Origin of the sequence: Halomonas organivorans (assembly GCF_014192055.1) — a bacterium.
GTDB classification, from domain to species: domain Bacteria; phylum Pseudomonadota; class Gammaproteobacteria; order Pseudomonadales; family Halomonadaceae; genus Halomonas; species Halomonas organivorans.
Genome location: NZ_JACHXM010000001.1, coordinates 282,806 through 302,121 on the forward strand (window position 1 = coordinate 282,806; position 19,316 = coordinate 302,121).

The following is a 19,316-nucleotide window of genomic DNA, read 5'->3' on the forward strand; positions in this document are numbered from 1 at the left end:
GTGGTGGCACATCGCCGGGGAACCACCATGGCACACTGTGCACGGGTCACGGGCCACTGCCGTCGCTGCGAGGGAGCGCTGCCCTTCGACTTCACAATGGCCTTTCAGCCCATCGTCGACGTCGAGCATCGGCGCATCCACGCCTATGAAGCGTTGGTGCGCGGCCCCGGTGGGGAGCCGGCCGGCCAAGTGTTGGACCGCGTCACCGATGTAGAGCTCTACCGGTTTGATCAGGCCTGTCGGGTCAGGGCCATCGAGCAAGCCAGTCGGCTAGGCATGCGGGAGTCGCTGTCGATCAACTTCCTGCCCAACGCCGTCTACGAACCCGAGGCCTGCCTGGCGGCCACCCTCGAGGTCTCGCACCGGGTCGGCTGGCCGCCCGAGAAGCTGATCTTCGAGATCGTCGAGTCGGAGCGCATCAGTGACCGGGACCACCTGATGGCCATCATTACCGCCTACCGGCGACGCGGGTTTCGCGTCGCCCTGGACGACTTCGGCACCGGCCACGCCAACCTGGACATGCTGGCCGACCTGCACCCGGACAAGCTCAAGCTGGACCGGCGCCTGATCGAGGACTGCCATCGGGATCCACGGCGCCAGGCGCTGATCGAGGCCACGGTGACCCTGGCACGCCGGCTCGGCCTGACGCTGATCGCAGAGGGCGTGGAAACCGCGGCGGAGGCTTGCTGGCTGCTAGAGGCCGGCATCGGGCTCCAACAGGGCTACTATTTCGCCCGGCCGGCACTGGATGCCCTGGCGACGGTCCCAGCGGAACGCTTCGAGGCGCTCCACGCCGCCCCACTGTCCAGGAGGGATGCCGCATGCCGCTGACCTTGACCGGGCCCGACGACATTCCCCGACTGATCCAGGCGGCACCGATCGGCATCTCCATCACCGATGCCACGGGCCGCTACGAGATGGTCAATCCCGCCTACTGCGACTTCTACGGCTATGCGGAACAGGAACTGCTGGGCCAGCCCTTCACCATGATGGTGCCGAGTGAGCAGCGTGGACAACTGCTCGAGATGCATCAGCGGCTGATCCGCGGTGAGGAAGACCTGGCTCGACGCCAGGAGTGGGAGGTAAGACGCAAGAACGGTGAGCGGCGCACCATCATCGCCGAGGCCGCGCGCCTCTTCGACGATGCCGGCGAAGCGAAGAAGGTCACCTTCGTCACCGACATCACCGAGCGCAAGGCCCTGGAACGCCGGCTCGATTACCTGGCCCGTCACGACGAGCTTACCGGCCTGCTCAATCGCCGCGCCGGACTGGCCCGCCTGGAGGAGGAGATCGCTCGCCATCGGCGGCTCGGCGGCGCCCTATGCGTCGCAATTTGCGACCTGGATCATTTCAAGCAGGTCAACGACCGATACGGCCATACCGCAGGCGACGAGGCCCTGCAGGGCGCCGCCGACGCACTACTGCACGGGCTGCGCCACTATGACGTGCTGGCCCGCCTCGGCGGAGAGGAGTTCCTGGTGATCCTGCCTGGGGTGACCCGGCCGGATGCCGAAACCAGTCTGGAACGACTGCGCTGCGAGCTGCCGACGAAGCCGTTGGCCAGGCCGGGGCTCCGCCTGACCTTTTCGGCCGGTGTCGCGGCATTGGCCGGCAACGAAGCCAGCCATGCCCTGCTGGAACGTGCCGACCGCGCGCTCTATCGCGCCAAGGCCGCGGGACGCAACCGCATTCGGGCAGCCCAGGACGGCTGAACCGGCCTCGCGCCGCTCAGCTCAGTGCCTCGGAGATTGCCCGCTCGCCGTCCAGCAGAAGGAACTCGCGGCCCGACAGGCCATGCGCCTGCACCAGGTGCAGCAACGCCTCGGCCACGTTGGCCCGGGACACGGTGTTCTCGCCCCCGGTCTCGGTCAGTGAGGTCGCCACGCGACGGGTGGCCGGCTCGTCGATCAGGCGCCCCGGCTTGAGGATCGTCCAGGGCACGCCGGAGGCCTTGAGATAGGCGTCGGCGGCCAGCTTGGCGGCCATGTAGGGGCGCAGCTTCTCGGGCGCCGCCTGGGGATCCTCGGCGCGCAGGGCGCTGACCATCACGAAGCGCGCGAGCCCCCGCTCGGCCGCCAGGTCAACGGCCCGCATGGCGCCGTAGAGATCGATCAGCAGGGTCTTGTCGGGGCCGGTATGGGGTCCGGAACCGGCGGTGAACGCCAGCTGGTCGCAGCCCTCGAGGGCATGGGCGAAATCGCCTTCCAGGTCGGCGACAACGCTCGGGATGCCACGCTCTTCGAACCAGGCGCGCTGGGTCTCGCCTCGCACCATGGCCCTGATGGGCTCCCCGGCCGCCTGGGCCAGCTCGCAGAACTGCCGGCCGATCTGGCCGTTGGCACCGATCACCAGTGTCGTCATGAGATCTCCTCGTGGGGATGACTGCCTTCACTGCATGCGGGCCGGTAGCGCGAAGTTCAAGGGCGCAAGGAGCGCATCGGCCGCGATGCGCGCTTCAGAGCGCCACCACCGGCACCGGTAACGGGCTGGCCCCGCGCTCTGCGGTGGCGTAACCTGCCACGTCATTTCACGAACCCCATGATGAAGGAGCGGCGCCTTGCACCCCGAGGACCTGCAACGCCTGGTCACCCTGCGCATGCCCTTCGGCAAGCACGCGGGCACCCTGATCGCCGACCTGCCCGGCCCCTACCTGGCCTGGTTCGCTCGCGAAGGCTTTCCGGAGGGCCAGATCGGCTGGCTGCTGGCGCTGATGCACGAGATCGATCACAACGGTCTCAATGAGCTCCTCGAGCCGCTCCGGCATCAAGACTGAACGTCGACCGACGAGGTGATCATGCTGCGCATCTCCAACACCGTGGAGCTCCCCGATCACGAGATCGAGATCCATCAGATTCGCGCCCAGGGCGCCGGCGGGCAGAACGTCAACAAGGTCGCCTCGGCGGTGCACCTGCGCTTCGACATTCGTGCCTCCAGCCTGCCGGACTTCTACAAGGAACGCCTGCTGGCGCTCTCCGACCAGCGCATCAGCAAGGACGGAGTGATCGTCATCAAGGCTCAGGAACATCGGACCCTGGAGCTCAACAAGGAGGATGCGCTGAACCGGCTTCGCGAACTGATCCGCCAGGCCATCCGCCAGCGCAAGACCCGCAAGCCGACTCGCCCGACCAAGGCGTCCCAGCGCCGACGAGTCGACAAGAAGGTCAAGAAGGGCAAGACCAAGGCACTGCGCGGCAAGGTACGGCCCTGAGCGCCGCCGGCCTTGGCGTCCTGCCCTGCCTCGCGGCGGCGAAGCGTGGATATCGCTGGATTGAATATCAGGCATCTCCGGTAAGACAATGAGGGGCGTCGCTGCTCGCCGGTCCCCTTTCGCTGCCGGGGACGGCGTGCACGTTCCTTCCCTGACACGCGCGAGGCAGGCCCATTGAGATTCTTCATGCTCGTGCTCGCTTGCCTCGCCCCCCTTTGCCTGTCATCACCGACGGCCGCGGATGCCTCGGCACCGATCCACGTCAGGTTCGTGAACCCCGGCTTCGCTTCCGGAGGCTTCTGGCGCTCGGTCAGCGAGACCATGCGCGCCGCGGCCGAGCAGCTCGGACTGTCGCTGGAGATCAGCTACGGCGAACGGGAATGGCCGCGCATGCGGGCCAACGCCGAGGCCGCCATCGCCTCGCCTTCACCGCCCGACTACCTGATCCTGGTCAACGAGCACGGCCAGGCCGCCGACCTGGTGCGGGCCGCCGATGCGCGCGGCGTTCCGACCCTGCTGCTGCTCAACACCCTGACCGATCGACAGGTGGCACGCGTCGGACGAGCGGGCCAGGAATTGCCCTGCTGGCTGGGCAGCCTCACCCCGGACAACGAGCGCGCCGGCCACGAGATGGCCACGGCGCTGTTCGATGCCGCCCGCGGTCTCTCGCCCCAGCCGGGTCGCATCGCACTGATGACGCTGGCCGGCGACGTTGCCACTCCGGCCTCCCAGGCGCGGCTGGCCGGCCTGGATCGAGCGCTGGCGGCCGCCCCGGACGTCGACGAGCGGCGCCGCCTGGTGGTCGACTGGTCCTACGACGAGGCCTATCGTCGCATCGATACCTGGCTGAGCACGCAGCGCCGCTTCGATGCCATCTGGGCGGCCAACGACCCCATCGCGCTCGGTGCCATGGCGGCGGCCGAGCGGCATGGCTTGATGGCGGGGCGGGACTATGCGGTGGTCGGCATGAACTGGTCCACCGCCGCCCTGGCACGGGTCAACGACGGCGAGATGACGCTCACCCACGGCGGCCATTTCCTGGCCGGCGCCTGGGCGATGGTACTGCTGCATGACCTGCACCATGGCATCCCGATCACCGCCGAGACGACGCAGCTGCACTTCCCCATGGCCGCGCTGCGCGCGCCGATCCCCGGTGCCTTGCAAGAGATCCTGACGCAACGACAGTGGTCGCGGATCGACTTCCGGCGCTTCAGCCGCTACCACCATCCCGAGCGCACCGGCTACGACTTCTCGCTGGCGGCCCTGCAGGCGGCCATTCGCCCCCTGGAGGCCGCGGATGACTAGGCGACTGGCCCGCAGGCTGCGGGCGGCATTCGGCAGCCGACTGGCCCGTCGCCAGGTGCGCCTGGTACTGGTCGTGGCACTGGCCGCGGGTTGGCTGCTGTCCGCGATGCAGATCGTGATCGACTATCGAAACGACCGGCGGGCGCAGCAGGAGACGCTGGACCAGCTGGTGGCCACCACCCTGAGCACTGCCGCCACCGCCGCCTGGCAGTTGGACGGCCATCTGGCAAGGGTGATGTGCGAGGGCATGACCGCCCATCCTGCCATCCACGGATGCCGCTTGAGACTGCCCGGCGAGATCCTGCTGGGCGACACCCGGGTAGACAGGCCCGCCACCTGGCTGCCGTTCGGCTCGGGGCTGTTCGGCGGAGAACGACGACTCGAACTGCCGCTGCATCACCAGGGCCAGTCACCCATCGGCACCCTGGTGCTCGAGATCAGTCCGGCAAGTGCCATCAATGGCTTCGCCACCCGCATGCTGGCGACCCTGCTGACCGGTACTCTCCGCGCCCTGGTCCTGGCGCTGGTGCTGTTCGCCGTGTTCCACGCACTGACCATTCGGCCGATTAGTCGGCTGTCGCGCTTGCTGGACGAAGCCGACGATCGTGACTTCGCAGCAGACCGGTGTCCGCCGCCCCGCTATCGTCACGATGACGAGATCCTCACCCTCGAGAGGGCCGCCCGCTCGCTGATGCAGCGGCTGGCGTCACGGGTCGAGGAATTACGCAGCGCCAAGCAGGCCCTCGAGGAAACCAATCGCCATCAGGAGCAGCGGATCCTCGAGCGCACGCTGGAGCTGGAGCAAACCATGCAGGCCATGAGGCAGCAGGCCTACAGCGATTCGCTTACCGGCCTGGACAACCGCCGGGCCTTCTTCGAGGCCGCGCCGCGCTACCTCGAGCACTGGCACCGCTACGGTGAACGCTTCGCGCTGATCCTGGTCGACGTGGACGACTTCAAGGCCATCAACGACCGGCTCGGGCACGACCTGGGCGACCGGGTCCTGCGAGCGCTCGCCGAGCTGCTCAAGCGATCGCGACGCCAGGGCGACCTCATCGCCCGTTTCGGCGGCGAGGAGTTCATCGGCCTGATCAAGGTCGCCACACGGCAAGAGGCCCTGGAAGCCGCCGAGCGGCTCCGCGGCGAAGTGACCGAGTTGGTAGTCAAGGGCCTTCCCTGGACACTGACGGTCAGCATCGGGGTGACGCTGGTGACGTCGGACGACACCGCCATCGACGGCCTGGTCACCCGGGCCGATCGCGCCCTGTACTGTGCCAAGCGCAGCGGTCGTGACCGGGTCAGCGACGACGACCGTCGACGGGAGCTGTCGCCTGAGAAATGAGTCTCGGCAGTCCTTCGCTCAGCGGAAAGTGTCGCAGACGGCGGTCTGAGCCGAAGGATCGTGGTGCTCGGTATGGGTCACCGGGCCGCCGGTGGGTTGGATGGGCACGCTCCACTGATGGTCGTGCTGCATGTCGTCACAGTTGCCGGCGGTGCCGCCGCCGAAGTTGGAGTCGATCCAGTAGTGCACGGCGTAGCTGCCGTCGTCCGTGAGCGCCCCTGGAAAGGTGAAGGTGAAGCTCGGATCGGCATCGGCCGAGACCTCGCCGGTTTCCACCGCGATGGTATCGCCGCTGGCGGTGTCCACCAGTGCCGCCTGGATCGGCATGCCGCCGTGGGGCCCCTGGAAGCTGGCATCGCCCTGGAAGGTCAGATCCTGACCGTCTGCGGCGAGGGCCGAACCGGCCACCAGCGAAAGCGCCAGCAGCAGACTGCGACCCAGCCTGGCGGTGAGTGGCGTCGTGTTCATGGTGCGATATCTCCCAACGAAGCTAGGAAAGGAACGAGACCCGAGGGTCTGCCCACCAGCATAGCGTCCTCCCCGTGCGCTCGCCGAATCTATCCCGACGGGCCGGAACGCACGAGTTCGGCGACCAGATAGCGACAGCCCTCGGGCGCTGCCTCTCCCGGTGGCAAGGCCGCTTCGGCGAAGCCCAGCCGCCGGTAGAGCGAGATCGCGGGATTGTCGGGAAACACGAACAGCGAGCAGTGCTCGACGCCCAGTGACGCCTGCCCGACCCGTGCCAGGCGACGAACCAGCTCTCCACCCAGGCCCCGACCGCGAGCCTCGGGGGCAATGGCAAGCCGCATCAGGTGGCAGCGACCCCAGCGTTCGGCGTGCTGACCGACGCCCAGCAGCTCACCCCCCTCGCCCAGCAGACCGAAACTCGCCAGTTCGTCGAAACCCAGGTCTTCCCGGAAGCTCTGCGCCGTGAACGGGTAGCGAAAGGCCGGGCCACCCCAGCGCCGACAGCTGGCGGCATCGGGGAACCAGCCTTGCAGCGTATTCAGCCGAGACGCCTCGAGCGGGCGAAGAACCCGGGTCTTTTGATTCGGCATAGCTTATATTTCCTTGCGTTCTTTCGCGTCCCGAACCGCCCGGCAGCGGTGAAAGACTCGACGGCGCCAGAAAATTAAAACGATCGTTTGCATTTCGTCCGCGTTCGACTAGGATTGTTTTCGAACACCGTTTCCAAACCTCCAGGGAAGGAGCCTACATCGTGTCATCCACCGCCCGTCCAAGCCACCGTGAGGTCAACCCATGACCACCGATGCGCTGCTGGTCCAGGTCCTGCTCTACGTCTTCCTGCCGCTCTGGGGCATCGCCGGCTTCATCGACTGGTGCTGCCACCGTGCGACCCGCATAGAGGCCACCTCGGGGCTCAAGGAGTCGCTGGTCCATTCGCTGATGGGCCTCCAGGTCGGCATTCCGATCCTTCTGTGCCTGCTCTTCGAAGTCAACGTGCTGGTGCTGCTGATCTGCCTGGCGGCCTGGGTGCTGCACGAGCTGGTCGCCCACTGGGACGTGCACTACGCCGCCCCGCGCCGACACATCAGCATCTGGGAGATGCACGCCCACAACTACCTGGCCAGCCTGCCGCTCTACATGCTGGCGCTGATCGCGGTGATCAACGGCCCGACGGTGGCGGACCTGCTGACCCTGGACTGGGCCGGCCAACTGTCGCTGGTACCGCTGGAAACGCCCCACGGCGGCGCCGGCTACCTGCCCGGCTATCTCGCTTTCATGGCGGTACTGGCGGTGTTCCCCTACGCAGAGGAGAATCTGCGCTGCTTGGTCTTCGCCCTGAAGCGCCGGAGGTCGGCATGAGCGTCTACATCACCAGCACCGGCCACCACCTGCCCGGCGAACCGGTGGACAACGAACGCATCGAGGAAGTGCTGGGCCTTGTCCACGGCAAGCCCAGCCGGCTCAAACGGCGCATCCTCGAGGCCAACGGCATCCAGACGCGCCACTACGCCATCGACGCCGAGCATCGCACCACCGTCAGCAACGCCGAGATGGCGGCCCTGGCCGGCCGCGACTGCCTGGACCAAGGCTACGTGCCCGACGCCCGGGTCGACATGCTCAGCGTGGCCACCAGCCAGGGCGACCTGGTGCTGCCGGGCTTCGGCAGCATGGTCCAGGCCGAGCTGGGCCTGCCGAGCCTGGAACTGCAGACCAGCCACGGCATCTGTTCGAGCAGCATGATGGCGCTGAAGGCGGCCTGGACGGCGATCCGCGCCGGCGAGCACGGCAATGCCCTGGTGGTCGCCAGCGAGCTGGCCTCGCGGCTGTTCAAGGCCAGCCGATTCGAGGCCGCCGGGGCCACGCCGGACTTCAATGCCGAGTTCCTGCGCTGGATGCTCTCCGACGGCGCCGGCGCCCTGCTGCTGGAGGACCGGCCGCGCGGCCTGAGCTTCCGCATCGACTGGATCCGCGGCGTGTCCCACGCCGATGCCTTTCCGGTGTGCATGAGCGTGGGCCGGCCCAACGGCCAGGGGCGCCATTCGAGCTGGCAGGACTACCCCACCTATGGCGAGGCGGAGGCCGACGGCGCGCTGTTGATCCGCCAGGACGTGCGGCTGCTCGACCACCTGGTGAAGCTCGGCGTCGACGGCCTGCTGCGGCTGATCGACGAGAGCCGGGTAAAGGTCGACGAGGTCGACCACCTGCTGTGCCACTACTCCTCGCACCACTTCCGCGGCCAGATCTACGACATGCTCACCCAGGCCGGCGCCGCCATTCCCGAGGAAAAGTGGTACACCAACCTCTACACCCGCGGTAACACCGGCTGCGCCTCGCTGTTCATCATGCTCGACGAGTTCCGCCGCACCCGTGAGCTCGCCGAAGGCGAGACCCTGCTGTGCTTCGTGCCCGAGAGCGGGCGCTTCAACAACGTCTACATGCACCTCACCGTGGTCAGGGAGGCCACCTCATGAGCGACAAGGTCACTACCCTCGAGGGCCAGGCCTGCCTGCAGGGCCTGATGCGCGTCTGGTTCGACTTCGAGCGCCAGCTGAGCCGTGTGCCGATCCTCCAGCGCCTGGAACGCGATCGCTTCACCGACGACGACTATCGCCGACTGCTGTGCCATCTGCGCCAGCAGGTGATCGAGGGCGCACGCTGGATCACCCGCGGCGCCTCGAGCTTCGAGCGCGACTTCGCCGACGTACGCTCGATGGTGATCGAGCACGCCCGAGAGGAACACCGCGACTATGAAATGCTGGAGGCCGACTACGTGGCGGCCGGCGGCGAGCGCCAGACGATCATCGACGCCGAGCGCAACGCCGGCAGCGAGGCGCTGCACGCCTTCATGATGTATCGCGCCGGCCAGCCCAACCCCGTCGATCTGATCGGCGCCATGTGGATCATCGAGGGGCTCGGCCACAAGATGGCCGACGACTGGGCCCGGCGCATCGATGCGGCCATCGGCGGCGACGGTGGCGCCACGCGCTTCATGCGCTATCACGGAGCCAACGACGACGCCCACCTGGACAAGCTCTACGCGCTGCTCGACCGGGTCTGCCGCGGCGAGGCCGAGCGCCGCGCCATCCTGCGCACCGCCCGGGTGGTGGCGCGGCTGTATGCCCTGCAGCTCGAGGAGATCGATCATGAGCCGGCGTAGCCCCTTCTTGCGCGCCCTGGAGGCCGACGACACCCTGCCCATCGAGCGCGAGGCGCTGACGCTGTGGCTCGACGACATGCAGCGCCCCACCCGCTGGTCGCTGCGCCCGCTGCTGCAGCTGGTGCTGGGCGCGCTGCTGCACCTGACCTGGTTCTTCAAGCGCCTGCCGCTGCCCCAGTTCCGCGCCCACGGCCTGCTGCAGCGGCTGATCTGCTGGTTCTGCCGCCACGTGGTCAGCCCCGAGGCCAACCTGTTGATCCTGCGCCACTACGCTACCGAGTCCAACGTGATCAATTTCCTGATCGACAACGGTGCCGCCGGGAAGGTCGAGCCGTTGGCGCTGTATCCGCGACGCATCGAGGACATGCTGACGGAGAGCTTCGTCGACCACGACCAGGAGCTGTTCCGGGCCTTCGCCGAGCTTGGCGAGCGCGGCCAGGACAGCGCGCCGCGGCCGCCGGAGGCGCTGCGCTGGGACCACTGGCGGCCGCTGGACATGGCCGAATTCACGGTCGAGCGCCGGCGCACCCAGGTGCTCGACTTCGAGAGCGCCCACGTGCTGTTCATGTGCCTGTTCTGTCTCTTGCTGACCCGCGAGGAGTACCGCGACGCCATCAACGGTTTCAACTTGGACCAGTCCATCGCGCTGCGCATCGGCCGGATGATCGACGACCCGAGCCTCGCCGAGCTGGCCTACAACAAGTATCCGCATTACCTGGTCGGGCCGTGGAACCTCAGTCAGCGCTTCCTGATGCACGGCTTCTTCACCGAGCACCTCTACGCCCGCCTGGAGGGCCTGCGCCGGGAGACCACCTCGGCGTGACTTTCCGGGGGGGCTGAGTACTATGGCCGGGTGCGCCATGCACCATGACTTGAAAAAAATTGCAGGGAACAGAACTATGCTGTCGTCAACTCATTGCCGGGCCGCCATCGTGGCCCTTCCGCTGCTGTGCCTCGCTACCGGCGTCCAGGCCCTGGACTGGGAGGCGGCTCCCACCTACGGCACGGTGAACCTCAACTCCGGCTTCCAGCCCGACCCCTACGTGACCTCGCTTTCCGCCGGCGGCAGCCGCTCGGCCGACGAGGCCGGTGCCAACTGCAGCGGCTACGTCAGCGACAAGCCCGACCTGGACCTCAACTACGAGGCCGGACAGTACACCCTGAGCATCTACGCCGAGGCCCAGGAAGACATCACCCTGGTGGTCTACGACGCCGCGGGCAACTGGCACTGCAACGACGACTTCTCCACGGCGGCCGGCACCAACCCGGGGATCAAGTGGAGCAACCCGCCTTCGGGCAATTACAACATCTGGATCGGCACCTACGCCTCGGGTGGCCTGCCGGAAGCGACCCTCTATATCTCCGAGGCCGATCCCTCCTGGGGCAGCGGCGGCGGCACGACCGCCGGGAGCGACGATACCGGTATCGAATGGGGCGACAACACCAGCCAGTGGGCCAACGACGGCGAGTGCGACGATCCGCGCTTCGGCGGGCCTGGCGTGCACTCGATCAACCTCGACGAAGACCGCTATCACGATGCCAACGACTGCCGCTCGCTGCATGAGCAGGGGCAGATCTACCTGAAATAGCCCTCGGCGCGCGCCGCCAGCGCGCCCCGTTCCTGCCTGGCGCCGGCCACTCGGTCGGCGCCAGGCCTTCCCTCCTAGTGGTGGCGCTTCACCCGCCAGATCCGCCAGGCCAGCGCGGCAATCGCCAGGACCGCCAGCGGGCCGAAAATCGCGACGGCACGACGCGGAGCGATGGGCATGCCCAACGCCTCGAGGCTGTGCAGCGCCAGTTCGATCAGGCTGAAGATGTAGTAGCTGATGACGATGATCGACAGGCCCTCGACGGCCTTCTGGATCTTCAACTGGCTGCTGGTGCGCTCGTTGAGGCTGCGCAGCATCTCGACGTTCTGCTCCTCGATCTCGACCTGGGCGCGAGTCCGCAGCAGGTCGTTGAGGCGGGCCACGTTTTCGGCCAGCCGCTCCTGGCGACGATCCACCGCAGCGCAGTAGCGCACCGTGGGCTGGAAGCGGCGCATCAGAAAGATACCCAGCCGCTGGCAGTCGCCGACCCGAGTCTCACGCAGCTCCTCGACCCGGGCGAAGACGATTCGCGCATAGGCGTCCGTGGCGGCGAAACGATGTCGGCTACGCGCGCCGCTGCGCTCGAGCCGCGCCGACAGCGAGGCGATCGCCGCCAGCAAGGGGCGCGGCCCCTCGGGACGGTCTTCGGCGTTGCGGTCGGAGAGTTCGCCCAGCTCCGCCTCGAAGGTCGCCAGCTCGGTGCCAAGCGCCTTGGCCTGAGGCAGCGCCAGGGAGGCCATCATGCGATAGGTCTCGATCTCCAGCAGCCGCCGAGCGATACGTCCGAGGCGGAAGTCGTTGAGGGCTCGATTGACGATCAGCAGCCGGTTGACGCCACCCTCGTCGAGGCGAAAATCGCTCCAGGCCGTGGCGTCACCGCCAGCGACCCGCGAGCCGGCGGGATCGCGAAAGCCATAGTGGGCGGTGTCACCGGCCCAGCTCTCCTCGGTCTCGATCCGGATCAGGGTGGCATTGATCAGCGCCTCGTGATGGTTCGAGGCGATCTCGGCCAGCCGGGGCGGCGGCGTGGGCCACAGCGGATCGCCGTCGGCGATCGGCACCATCAGCGTCAGGGTGAAGAACTCGGTATGACGCTCCCACTTCAGCACTTGGCCGCCGTCGAGGGTGAGGATGCCCTGGACGGCGTCGAGCGCCGGGGAGGTACCGGTCAGCTCGCACAGCCGATGGACGATGCCGTCACAGACGCCGTCGGTGTCGAGGAAGGCATAGTGGTGGAGGTGAGCCGGCCCGGCGAAGTAGATCGAGGGCCGGGCATGCAGCTCGTTGTGCAGTTGTTCGCGCTGGGGATGCATGGTCAGGGGCTTGATCAGAGTGGAAGCCTCCGAGACTACGGGGCTGGGCGCCGACGTCCACCCTGCAGCGCTGCATGAGCCATCGCCGAATGGCCGAAGCTGGAGACCATAACATCATGGAATCATGGGGTTAGCCTCCGAAGCGAGAACGCGAGCAGCGTGAGAGCCGCTCACGCTGCGTCACTATGCCCTACCCCGGCGCCACGGTCACAGCCATTTGACGCGCCGGAACCACCATAGCAGGCCGCCGCCAATCGCCAGCATCACGCCCATCACGATGAAGTAGCCGTAGCGGTAGGCGAGCTCGGGCATATGGCTGAAGTTCATGCCATAGATACCGGCGATGAAGGTCAACGGCACGAAGATGGCGGTAATCACCGTCAGCACCCGCATGGTCTGGTTGAGCTGGTGCGACGACAGCGACAGGTAGCCGTCGATCAGGTCGCCGCAGATGTCGTAGTACATCTGCGTCAGGCTGTGCAGGCGTTCGAAGCGCTCGTGCACGTCGTTGATGGCGTGCAGCGTTTCCTCGTTGCCACGCGGCAGATGGGCATAGTCGTAGGCGGTAAGCTCCTGGGTGATGCCCAGGTGATAGTTGAATACCCGGCGCATCTTCACCAGCCGGGAGCGATAGCCGATCACCCGGCGCATCAGGGCATCGCTGCCGTCCTCGATCAGGGCGTCCTCCAGGTCGCTCAGCTCGTTCTCGAAGGCCAGCAGGCTGTCCAGATAGTAACCGGCAGAGGCATACATGACCCGCAGCGCCACGTATTCCGGCGAGCGCGCCAGCAGATGGCCGGCATCCTGGGCCATCAACCGGTCGATGCTCAGTGCCAGCCCGGGGTGCAGGCTGATCAGGAACCGTTCACCGAGGAAGAAGGCGATTCGCTGGGGCTGGTAGGCAAGATCGGCGTCGAAGGAGGAGATGCCGCGATAGAGGATCAAGGTATGGTCCTCGAACTCCTCGATCTTGGGTGGATGGCGGTCGCGATGGGCATCATCGATGGCCAACGGATGACAGCCGAAGGCCTCCAGCAAGGCCCGCTCGGCGGCCAGGGGCTCGCCCTGCAGGTCGATCCAGATGTGGCTTTGCGGCTCTGCCCGCCAGCGCTCGATCAAGGATTCGTCGCCTTGGGCAAGGCGGCCCGCGGCATCCACCAGCAGCGTGCGTATCATCGAGTGGTCATCCTGTACCGGGACAATGGGAGGCATCATGCGGCAAAGCCCACCGCCTTGCCCACCCCCGAGCCAATGGAGACCAAATGACCGATACATCACGACGACCCGGCGAGGTCTTCCGCGCCTTCCTGCTGCTGGGCCTGAGCGCTTTCGGCGGGCCCATCGCCCATCTCGGCTACTTCCGCCAGGAGTTCGTGATCCGGCGCCGCTGGCTCGACGAGCACGCCTATGCCGACCTGGTGGCGCTGTGCCAGTTCCTGCCGGGGCCTGCCAGCAGCCAGGTGGGATTCGCCCTGGGGCTGATGCGCGCCGGCCCCCTCGGCGGACTGGCCGCCTGGACGGCCTTCACGCTGCCATCGGCCCTGCTGCTGATGGGCTTCGCGCTGGGAGCGGCGAGCCTGTCGGGCCCTCTGGGCAGCGGGCTGCTGCACGGCCTCAAGGTGGTGGCGGTGGCGATCATCGCCCACGCGGTGTGGGGCATGGCCCGAACCCTCTGCCCCGATAGGGTCCGGGCCACGATCGCCGTGGGGGCCGCCCTGCTGGTCATCGCCGCCGGCGACGCGGGCAGTCAGGTGATGGCCATCGCCCTCGGAGGCCTGATCGGGCTGGCCGCCTGCCGGGAGGCCGGCCGCGTGTCGCCCGCGGCGTTGGACTTCGCCGTCTCTAGACGCGCAGGGCTGGCGTGCCTGGCAGTGTTCACGTTGCTGCTGGCGGGCCTTCCCTTGCTGGTGATGGCCGGTGCTGGCCAGGGCGTGGCGCTGTTCGATGCCTTCTATCGGTCGGGGGCACTGGTGTTCGGTGGTGGGCACGTCGTGCTGCCGCTGCTGGAGGCCGAGGTCGTGCGCACCGGCTGGCTGAGCGCCGATACCTTCCTGGCCGGCTACGGAGCGGCGCAGGCGGTCCCGGGCCCCTTGTTCACCTTCGCCGCCTATCTGGGCATGACGACGGGCGGCGTGACGGGGGCACTGCTGGCCCTGGTGGCGATCTTCCTGCCGGGTCTGCTGCTGCTGGTGGGCATCGTGCCGTTCTGGAACCGCTTGCGGACTCGGCCCGGGGTCCAGGCGCTGATGCGCGGCGCCAATGCCGCCGTGGTGGGTCTGCTGGGGGCAACCCTCTACCAGCCGGTGTGGACGAGCGCCATCCTGGGGCCGGCAGAGTTCGCCCTGGCACTGGCCGGCTTCGCCTTGCTGTCGGTGTGGCAGCGCCCGGCCTGGACGGTAGTGCTGGTCTGCGGCCTGGGCGGCATGCTGCTGGGCCTGCCCTCGACGCCCTGACGCCATGGCCGCCCAGGCGGGCGGTCATCGGCAGGCCGCGAGGCCCGGCAAAGCCCGCCAGGGTTCAGGCGTCGGCCTCGTGGGCGGCCTTGAGGCGATAGAATTCCTCGACCACGGCATCCATGGCGCCCGCGTCATAGTCGCACAGCCCGCTGACCACCAGCTTCTTGGAACCGGTGCCGACCTCCTCGCCGCCGGCGCGGATGCGGAACTCGAGCAGCACGTCGCCACGCTTGCCGGCTACCTCCAGGGAGGCATCGATCAGTTCCAGGCCAGGCTCGATGCCGTTCAGGCGCTCGAGCGAGAACCCCATGCTGTCGTAGATCACCAGCGGGCGCTTGGGGTTGAACATCACGCCCTTGTCTTCCATCAACGGCTTCAGGTAGTGCGGGAAATTCTTGCCCGAGAAGGCCACATAGCAGCGAGTGAAGGCCTCCACCACCGACTCGTCATGGGTCGTGTTACCACCGCGCTCCACCTCGAGATAGCACTTGCCGCCGTCGTCTCGCACCCGAATGCGACCGTCATCGTCCTCGACGAAGTCCAGCGGCACGCCGGCACCGACCATGCTCAAGAAGCGGAAGGTCATGTGCTGGGAGAGTCCGAAGCGCGCCAGTACCAGGGCGAAAAGCAGGTCGCCGGGCACGCAGAAACGCCGCGCATCCGGGTTGTGGATGGGGTTGAAGTCACCGGCGACGCGCTTGGCGAAGCGGCTCGCCTGCTCTGACGAGATGCAGAGTCGCGAACCCGCGCGCGAGTGGTAATCATCGAGAAACATGCGTCTAGAGCCTGCCCTGAAGTCGTTGGCGATGCGTATCTGGTCACGGCCGAAGCCGGGGGAGGCCAGATGATGCCACAAAATTGCCTGGTTCGGGCGGCCGATCCTCCCATAGTGCATCGTCGTTAGCGTTGATCCAAGCCCATGTCCCCCTACCAAAGGGGCAAGCGCATCAGCGCTTTGGCTGAGTACGCTGATGCTAGTGTTCAGGTGAATCGGATGCTTTCGCCCACTTCTCTGCCACGGATGATCGACGCCATGCTGACCCTCTGTCGCTTTCCCCACCGGACCCGGCATCTCACAGGACGACCCGGCATCCTTCTCCCGCTCCTGGGGCTGGCCCTGCTGACGCTTCCCGCCTCGCCCGCCCTCGCCGCCGCCGGCGAGATCGATCTGACGCAATCCTTCGTCGGTGGCCTGGCCGTGGTGATCTTCATCCTGGCCTATAGCCTGGTCATGGCCGAGGAGAAGATCCACATGCGCAAGTCCAAGCCGGTGCTGGTGGCGGCCGGTATCATCTGGGGCTTGATCGGCTGGATCTACGTGCAGTCGGGCCTGCCGGACGCCTCGGAACATGCCTTTCGCACCACGCTGCTCGAATTCACCGAGCTGATGCTGTTCCTGCTGGTGGCGATGACCTACATCAATGCCATGGACGAGCGCGGCGTCTTCGACGCCCTGCGCGCCTGGATGGTGCACAAGGGCTTCAGCTTTCGATCGCTGTTCTGGATCACCGGGCTGCTGGCCTTCGTGATCTCGCCGGTGGCCGACAACATGACCACGGCGCTGCTGATGTGTGCCGTGGTCACCAAGGTGGCGGAAGGCGACAAGCGCTTCATCAACCTCGCCTGCATCAATATCGTGGTCGCCGCCAACGCCGGCGGCGCCTTCAGCCCCTTCGGCGACATCACCACCCTGCTGGTGTGGCAAGCGGGGATCGTCAAGTTCCACGAGTTCTTCGAGCTGCTGACGCCATCGCTGGTGAACTTCCTGATCCCGGCCCTGGCGATGAATGCCTTCATCAAGAACCGCAAGCCGGCGGCCCTGGAGGAAGAGATCTACATGAAGCGCGGGGCCCGGCGCATCATCCTGCTGTTCATCCTCACCGTGGCGACCGCGGTCGCCTACCACACGCTGCTGAAGCTGCCGCCGGTACTGGGCATGATGACCGGCCTTGGCTATCTGCAGTTCTTCGGCTACTACCTGCGCCAGACCCTGCCACGCTCCCTGGCGCGCAAGCGCTCGCTCTACACCCAGCGCGGCGACTGGAAGCGCCTCGAGCAGTTGGGCAGCGTGGTGCCGTTCGATGTCTTCAGCCGGGTGGCCCGAGCCGAGTGGGATACCCTGCTGTTCTTCTACGGCGTGGTGATGTGCGTCGGGGGGCTGGGCTTCATGGGCTACCTGTCGCTGCTCTCCGACGCGCTCTACACCCAGTGGCATGCCACTGGCGCCAACATCGCCCTGGGGGTGATCTCGGCGGTGATCGACAACATTCCCGTCATGTTCGCGGTGCTGACCATGGAGCCGGACATGTCCCACGGCCATTGGCTGTTGATCACCCTGACCGCGGGGGTCGGCGGCAGCCTGCTGTCGGTGGGCTCGGCGGCCGGCGTCGCGCTGATGGGCCAGGCACGGGGCAGCTACACCTTCCTGGGTCACCTGCGCTGGACACCGGTGATCGCCCTGGGCTACGCCGCAAGCGTAGCCACCCATTTGTGGCTCAACGCCGGCAGTTTCGGCATCTATAACTAGCCGGCCTGCTCAATGGTGAAAAAGCACATGACTTTCATTGCCTTCCCGTCATATAGCGAATGAGGGTAAGCTGTGCCGAAACGTACGCTCGACCGCTCGCTTGAGTGCGGTCGACCCCGACGCCTCGATAACAACGATGCCCGGACAGGGCCGCAGGGAGATAGCGCTATCGTCCCCTTCCCCATGCCGCTGACGACAGCCCGAATCTCGCATCGCCTTCCGGCTGGCCATCCAGGCCCGGCCGGGAAGCGCCGCATGCACCAGCGCCTCGTGGAGGCCGCCCGATGATGCGGCGGCTGGCCAACGCCCTTTGCCTGGCGATGCTGATCGGCCTGTCCCCCTGGACGATGGCCGATGAGCCCTCCGTCCTGCTGGTGGCCAATCCCGGCGTCGAGACTCACCACCTGACCCGAGACACTACCCGGGCGCTATTCGCCATGCGCCAGCGCACCTGGCCCGACGGCCAGGCCGCCCGCATCTTCGTGCTACCCAACCGTCACCCCGTTCATGCCCGATTCGTCAAGCAGCGCCTTTCCGTCTACCCCCATCAACTGCAGCTGGCCTGGGACCGAGTGGTGTTCTCGGGCACCGGACAGGCCCCCAATCGCGTCCTCACCCAGGCCGAGATGCTCGAGCAGATCGCCAGCACTCCCGGTGCCCTGGGCTACCTGGAAAGGGAGTATGTGGATGACCGCGTCCAAGTCATTACGATGGAGTGAGCCACGCCTCGCCCTGCTCCTGGGCGCGCTGTCGCTGGCCGCCATCACCCCGGCCTACGGTGAAGAAACCGGCGTCCTGGATACGCTGCAGCTGCATGGATTCCTGAGCCAGGCACTGGTGATCACCGACGACAATGATTTCTTCGGCCCCAGTAGCGAAGGGGGCGGCAGCCTGAAATTCACCGAAGTCGGCGCCAACGTGTCCCTGCGCCCCCATGAGGACGTGCTGATCGCGGCCCAGGTCTTGAGTCGCCGCGCCGGCGGCGACGCCAGCGATGCCAGTCCCGAGCTGGACTATGGCCTGATCGACTATCAGATCCTGTCTGACCAGAAGCGCAATGTCGGCCTGCAACTGGGACGTTTCAAGAACCCTTTCGGCTTCTACAACCAGACCCGGGACGTGGCCTTCACTCGCCCCAGCATCCTGCTGCCGCAGTCGATCTACTTTGACCGTACCCGGTCGCTGGCCCTGTCGGCCGATGGCGTGCTGAGCTACTACGAGGAGCGCCTGTCCCAGGGCACGCTGCGCTTCCAGGCCGGCGTGGGTCGCGTCCAGGCCGGCGACGATCTGCGCCGAACCCTGCGTCTCGACCGAATTCCCGGCGATCTCGAACCGGAAACCTCGGCCATCGGCCAGGTCCGCTACGAACACGACGGTGGCCGTATCGTCGCGGCCCTGAGTACCGCCGACGTCGGCGCCCATTTCGACTCTCGCCAGACCGGACTCAGCGATGGCGACTTCTACTTCCGACCCTGGGTCCTGTCGTTGCAGTACAACGCCGAGCTATGGAGCCTGACGGGGGAGTATGCCCTGCGCAAATCGGGGCTCGAGAGTTTCAACGATCCTCGATTCAACTTCGATACTACCGGCGAGAGCTGGTATCTGCAGTACACCCGGCGCTTCTTCGACGACTGGCAATGGCTGGTGCGATACGACAGCCTGGTCGCCAACCGAGACGACCGCTCCGGCGAACGATTCGAGAGCAGGAGTGGTGGCCCCGCCTACTCGCAATTCGCCAAGGACTGGACGTTCGGGCTGCAGTGGACCCCTCATCCGCGAGTCCTGCTCGCCGGAGAATATCACCACGTAGACGGTACCGGCTGGCTGCCGGCCCGAGACAACCCGGACCCCGATGAGACGGTCGAGAACTGGAACATGCTGCTGTTCCAGATGTCGCTGCGCTTCTAGCCCCTCTCCGAACCTGTCGCCCACTCTTTCGTAGGAATCGGAG

21 protein-coding genes are annotated in these 19,316 nt (G+C 66.8%); 15 read left to right on the forward strand and 6 right to left on the reverse strand.

Translation table 11 applies throughout. The features are described 5' to 3' along the window. The first annotated feature begins 27 nt into the window (after positions 1-27). A complete protein-coding gene (locus FHR96_RS01255) occupies positions 28-831 on the forward strand; it encodes an EAL domain-containing protein (RefSeq protein WP_183385818.1) in 804 nt (267 codons plus the stop codon). Then, positions 822-1,712 carry a GGDEF domain-containing protein gene (locus tag FHR96_RS01260; RefSeq protein ID WP_183385819.1) on the forward strand — a complete coding sequence of 297 codons (891 nt, stop codon included), beginning with the start codon at positions 822-824 and terminating at the stop codon, positions 1,710-1,712. Before FHR96_RS01255 ends, FHR96_RS01260 begins: the two co-directional genes overlap by 10 nt. A 16-nt stretch (positions 1,713-1,728) precedes the next feature. On the opposite strand, the gene FHR96_RS01265 is transcribed toward FHR96_RS01260, so the two are convergent. Continuing rightward, entirely contained in the window at positions 1,729-2,361 is a 633-nt protein-coding gene (locus FHR96_RS01265) for an SDR family oxidoreductase (RefSeq protein ID WP_183385820.1), read from the reverse strand. A gap of 196 nt (positions 2,362-2,557) precedes the next feature. Here FHR96_RS01265 and FHR96_RS01270 point away from each other — a divergent pair, with 196 nt between their 5' ends. From FHR96_RS01270 to FHR96_RS01285, 4 genes are all read left to right on the forward strand, one after another. Next, a complete protein-coding gene (locus FHR96_RS01270; RefSeq protein WP_183385821.1) occupies positions 2,558-2,773 on the forward strand; it encodes a DUF3820 family protein in 216 nt (71 codons plus the stop codon). A 21-nt stretch (positions 2,774-2,794) separates the two neighbouring features. Further along, positions 2,795-3,208 carry an alternative ribosome rescue aminoacyl-tRNA hydrolase ArfB gene (gene arfB, locus FHR96_RS01275; RefSeq protein WP_183385822.1) on the forward strand — a complete coding sequence of 138 codons (414 nt, stop codon included), beginning with the start codon at positions 2,795-2,797 and terminating at the stop codon, positions 3,206-3,208. Positions 3,209-3,394: 186 nt separating this feature from the next. Beyond that, a complete protein-coding gene (locus tag FHR96_RS01280) occupies positions 3,395-4,513 on the forward strand; it encodes an ABC transporter substrate-binding protein (protein WP_183385823.1) in 1,119 nt (372 codons plus the stop codon). Continuing rightward, positions 4,506-5,855 (forward strand): GGDEF domain-containing protein, encoded by a 1,350-nt coding sequence (locus FHR96_RS01285; protein WP_183385824.1) that lies wholly within the window; start codon positions 4,506-4,508, stop codon positions 5,853-5,855. Before FHR96_RS01280 ends, FHR96_RS01285 begins: the two co-directional genes overlap by 8 nt. Positions 5,856-5,873: 18 nt before the next feature. Here FHR96_RS01285 and FHR96_RS01290 read toward each other — a convergent pair whose 3' ends face one another. Both FHR96_RS01290 and FHR96_RS01295 read right to left on the reverse strand, forming a co-directional pair. Continuing rightward, entirely contained in the window at positions 5,874-6,323 is a 450-nt protein-coding gene (locus tag FHR96_RS01290) for a hypothetical protein (protein ID WP_183385825.1), read from the reverse strand. Positions 6,324-6,412: 89 nt separating this feature from the next. Beyond that, the gene (locus tag FHR96_RS01295) at positions 6,413-6,913 is read right to left on the reverse strand and encodes a GNAT family N-acetyltransferase (protein WP_183385826.1); all 501 of its coding nucleotides are present in this window, start codon (positions 6,911-6,913) and stop codon (positions 6,413-6,415) included. A gap of 202 nt (positions 6,914-7,115) precedes the next feature. Here FHR96_RS01295 and FHR96_RS01300 point away from each other — a divergent pair, with 202 nt between their 5' ends. From FHR96_RS01300 to FHR96_RS01320, 5 genes are all read left to right on the forward strand, one after another. After that, positions 7,116-7,682 carry a diguanylate cyclase gene (locus FHR96_RS01300; protein ID WP_183385827.1) on the forward strand — a complete coding sequence of 189 codons (567 nt, stop codon included), beginning with the start codon at positions 7,116-7,118 and terminating at the stop codon, positions 7,680-7,682. After that, complete coding sequence (locus FHR96_RS01305; protein ID WP_183385828.1) at positions 7,679-8,794, forward strand: beta-ketoacyl-ACP synthase III; 1,116 nt, start codon at positions 7,679-7,681, stop codon at positions 8,792-8,794. Before FHR96_RS01300 ends, FHR96_RS01305 begins: the two co-directional genes overlap by 4 nt. Further along, complete coding sequence (locus FHR96_RS01310; RefSeq protein ID WP_183385829.1) at positions 8,791-9,480, forward strand: hypothetical protein; 690 nt, start codon at positions 8,791-8,793, stop codon at positions 9,478-9,480. The genes FHR96_RS01305 and FHR96_RS01310 overlap by 4 nt, the downstream gene beginning before the upstream one ends. Continuing rightward, complete coding sequence (locus FHR96_RS01315) at positions 9,467-10,303, forward strand: DUF6999 family protein (RefSeq protein WP_183385830.1); 837 nt, start codon at positions 9,467-9,469, stop codon at positions 10,301-10,303. The genes FHR96_RS01310 and FHR96_RS01315 overlap by 14 nt, the downstream gene beginning before the upstream one ends. 76 nt (positions 10,304-10,379) lie before the next feature. After that, positions 10,380-11,069, forward strand: a complete 690-nt coding sequence (locus FHR96_RS01320; RefSeq protein ID WP_183385831.1) for a hypothetical protein — start codon at positions 10,380-10,382, stop codon at positions 11,067-11,069. A gap of 74 nt (positions 11,070-11,143) precedes the next feature. Here the strand turns inward: FHR96_RS01320 and FHR96_RS01325 are convergent, their stop codons facing one another. Then, positions 11,144-12,382, reverse strand: a complete 1,239-nt coding sequence (locus tag FHR96_RS01325; RefSeq protein WP_183385832.1) for a DUF3422 domain-containing protein — start codon at positions 12,380-12,382, stop codon at positions 11,144-11,146. Positions 12,383-12,589: 207 nt separating this feature from the next. Further along, positions 12,590-13,558: a magnesium transporter CorA family protein gene (locus tag FHR96_RS01330; protein ID WP_183385833.1), complete on the reverse strand. Its 969-nt coding sequence runs from the start codon at positions 13,556-13,558 to the stop codon at positions 12,590-12,592. Positions 13,559-13,644: 86 nt separating this feature from the next. On the opposite strand from FHR96_RS01330, the gene chrA reads away from it, so the two are divergent. Next, the gene (gene chrA, locus FHR96_RS01335) at positions 13,645-14,835 is read left to right on the forward strand and encodes a chromate efflux transporter (RefSeq protein ID WP_183385834.1); all 1,191 of its coding nucleotides are present in this window, start codon (positions 13,645-13,647) and stop codon (positions 14,833-14,835) included. A 64-nt stretch (positions 14,836-14,899) separates the two neighbouring features. Here chrA and FHR96_RS01340 read toward each other — a convergent pair whose 3' ends face one another. Next, positions 14,900-15,613 carry a DUF3581 family protein gene (locus FHR96_RS01340; RefSeq protein ID WP_183385835.1) on the reverse strand — a complete coding sequence of 238 codons (714 nt, stop codon included), beginning with the start codon at positions 15,611-15,613 and terminating at the stop codon, positions 14,900-14,902. 219 nt (positions 15,614-15,832) lie between these two features. Between FHR96_RS01340 and nhaD the strand changes: the two genes are divergently transcribed. The 3 genes from nhaD (at position 15,833) to FHR96_RS01355 (ending at position 19,273) form a co-directional block, all read left to right on the forward strand. Further along, a complete protein-coding gene (nhaD, locus tag FHR96_RS01345) occupies positions 15,833-17,365 on the forward strand; it encodes a sodium:proton antiporter NhaD (protein ID WP_379685182.1) in 1,533 nt (510 codons plus the stop codon). 284 nt (positions 17,366-17,649) lie between these two features. Then, on the forward strand, positions 17,650-18,084 hold the full coding sequence (locus tag FHR96_RS01350; protein ID WP_183385836.1) for a hypothetical protein: 435 nt from the start codon (positions 17,650-17,652) through the stop codon (positions 18,082-18,084). Next, positions 18,053-19,273 carry a hypothetical protein gene (locus FHR96_RS01355; RefSeq protein WP_246392714.1) on the forward strand — a complete coding sequence of 407 codons (1,221 nt, stop codon included), beginning with the start codon at positions 18,053-18,055 and terminating at the stop codon, positions 19,271-19,273. The genes FHR96_RS01350 and FHR96_RS01355 overlap by 32 nt, the downstream gene beginning before the upstream one ends. The last annotated feature ends 43 nt before the right edge of the window (positions 19,274-19,316 follow it).

Excerpts from the sequence above, each read along its gene's own strand:
- FHR96_RS01280 (WP_183385823.1), top strand. The coding sequence starts at position 3,395 with ATGCTCGTGCTCGCTTGCCTCGCCCCCCTTTGCCTGTCATCACCGACG.
- chrA (WP_183385834.1), top strand. The coding sequence starts at position 13,645 with ATGACCGATACATCACGACGACCCGGCGAGGTCTTCCGCGCCTTCCTG.
- FHR96_RS01290 (WP_183385825.1), bottom strand. The coding sequence starts at position 6,323 with ATGAACACGACGCCACTCACCGCCAGGCTGGGTCGCAGTCTGCTGCTG.
- FHR96_RS01330 (WP_183385833.1), bottom strand. The coding sequence starts at position 13,558 with ATGATACGCACGCTGCTGGTGGATGCCGCGGGCCGCCTTGCCCAAGGC.
- FHR96_RS01310 (WP_183385829.1), top strand. The coding sequence starts at position 8,791 with ATGAGCGACAAGGTCACTACCCTCGAGGGCCAGGCCTGCCTGCAGGGC.
- arfB (WP_183385822.1), top strand. The coding sequence starts at position 2,795 with ATGCTGCGCATCTCCAACACCGTGGAGCTCCCCGATCACGAGATCGAG.
- FHR96_RS01255 (WP_183385818.1), top strand. The coding sequence starts at position 28 with ATGGCACACTGTGCACGGGTCACGGGCCACTGCCGTCGCTGCGAGGGA.
- FHR96_RS01315 (WP_183385830.1), top strand. The coding sequence starts at position 9,467 with ATGAGCCGGCGTAGCCCCTTCTTGCGCGCCCTGGAGGCCGACGACACC.
- FHR96_RS01305 (WP_183385828.1), top strand. The coding sequence starts at position 7,679 with ATGAGCGTCTACATCACCAGCACCGGCCACCACCTGCCCGGCGAACCG.
- nhaD (WP_379685182.1), top strand. The coding sequence starts at position 15,833 with ATGCTTTCGCCCACTTCTCTGCCACGGATGATCGACGCCATGCTGACC.
- FHR96_RS01260 (WP_183385819.1), top strand. The coding sequence starts at position 822 with ATGCCGCTGACCTTGACCGGGCCCGACGACATTCCCCGACTGATCCAG.
- FHR96_RS01300 (WP_183385827.1), top strand. The coding sequence starts at position 7,116 with ATGACCACCGATGCGCTGCTGGTCCAGGTCCTGCTCTACGTCTTCCTG.
- FHR96_RS01285 (WP_183385824.1), top strand. The coding sequence starts at position 4,506 with ATGACTAGGCGACTGGCCCGCAGGCTGCGGGCGGCATTCGGCAGCCGA.
- FHR96_RS01340 (WP_183385835.1), bottom strand. The coding sequence starts at position 15,613 with ATGTTTCTCGATGATTACCACTCGCGCGCGGGTTCGCGACTCTGCATC.
- FHR96_RS01325 (WP_183385832.1), bottom strand. The coding sequence starts at position 12,382 with ATGCATCCCCAGCGCGAACAACTGCACAACGAGCTGCATGCCCGGCCC.
- FHR96_RS01355 (WP_246392714.1), top strand. The coding sequence starts at position 18,053 with ATGACCGCGTCCAAGTCATTACGATGGAGTGAGCCACGCCTCGCCCTG.
- FHR96_RS01350 (WP_183385836.1), top strand. The coding sequence starts at position 17,650 with ATGATGCGGCGGCTGGCCAACGCCCTTTGCCTGGCGATGCTGATCGGC.
- FHR96_RS01265 (WP_183385820.1), bottom strand. The coding sequence starts at position 2,361 with ATGACGACACTGGTGATCGGTGCCAACGGCCAGATCGGCCGGCAGTTC.
- FHR96_RS01295 (WP_183385826.1), bottom strand. The coding sequence starts at position 6,913 with ATGCCGAATCAAAAGACCCGGGTTCTTCGCCCGCTCGAGGCGTCTCGG.
- FHR96_RS01320 (WP_183385831.1), top strand. The coding sequence starts at position 10,380 with ATGCTGTCGTCAACTCATTGCCGGGCCGCCATCGTGGCCCTTCCGCTG.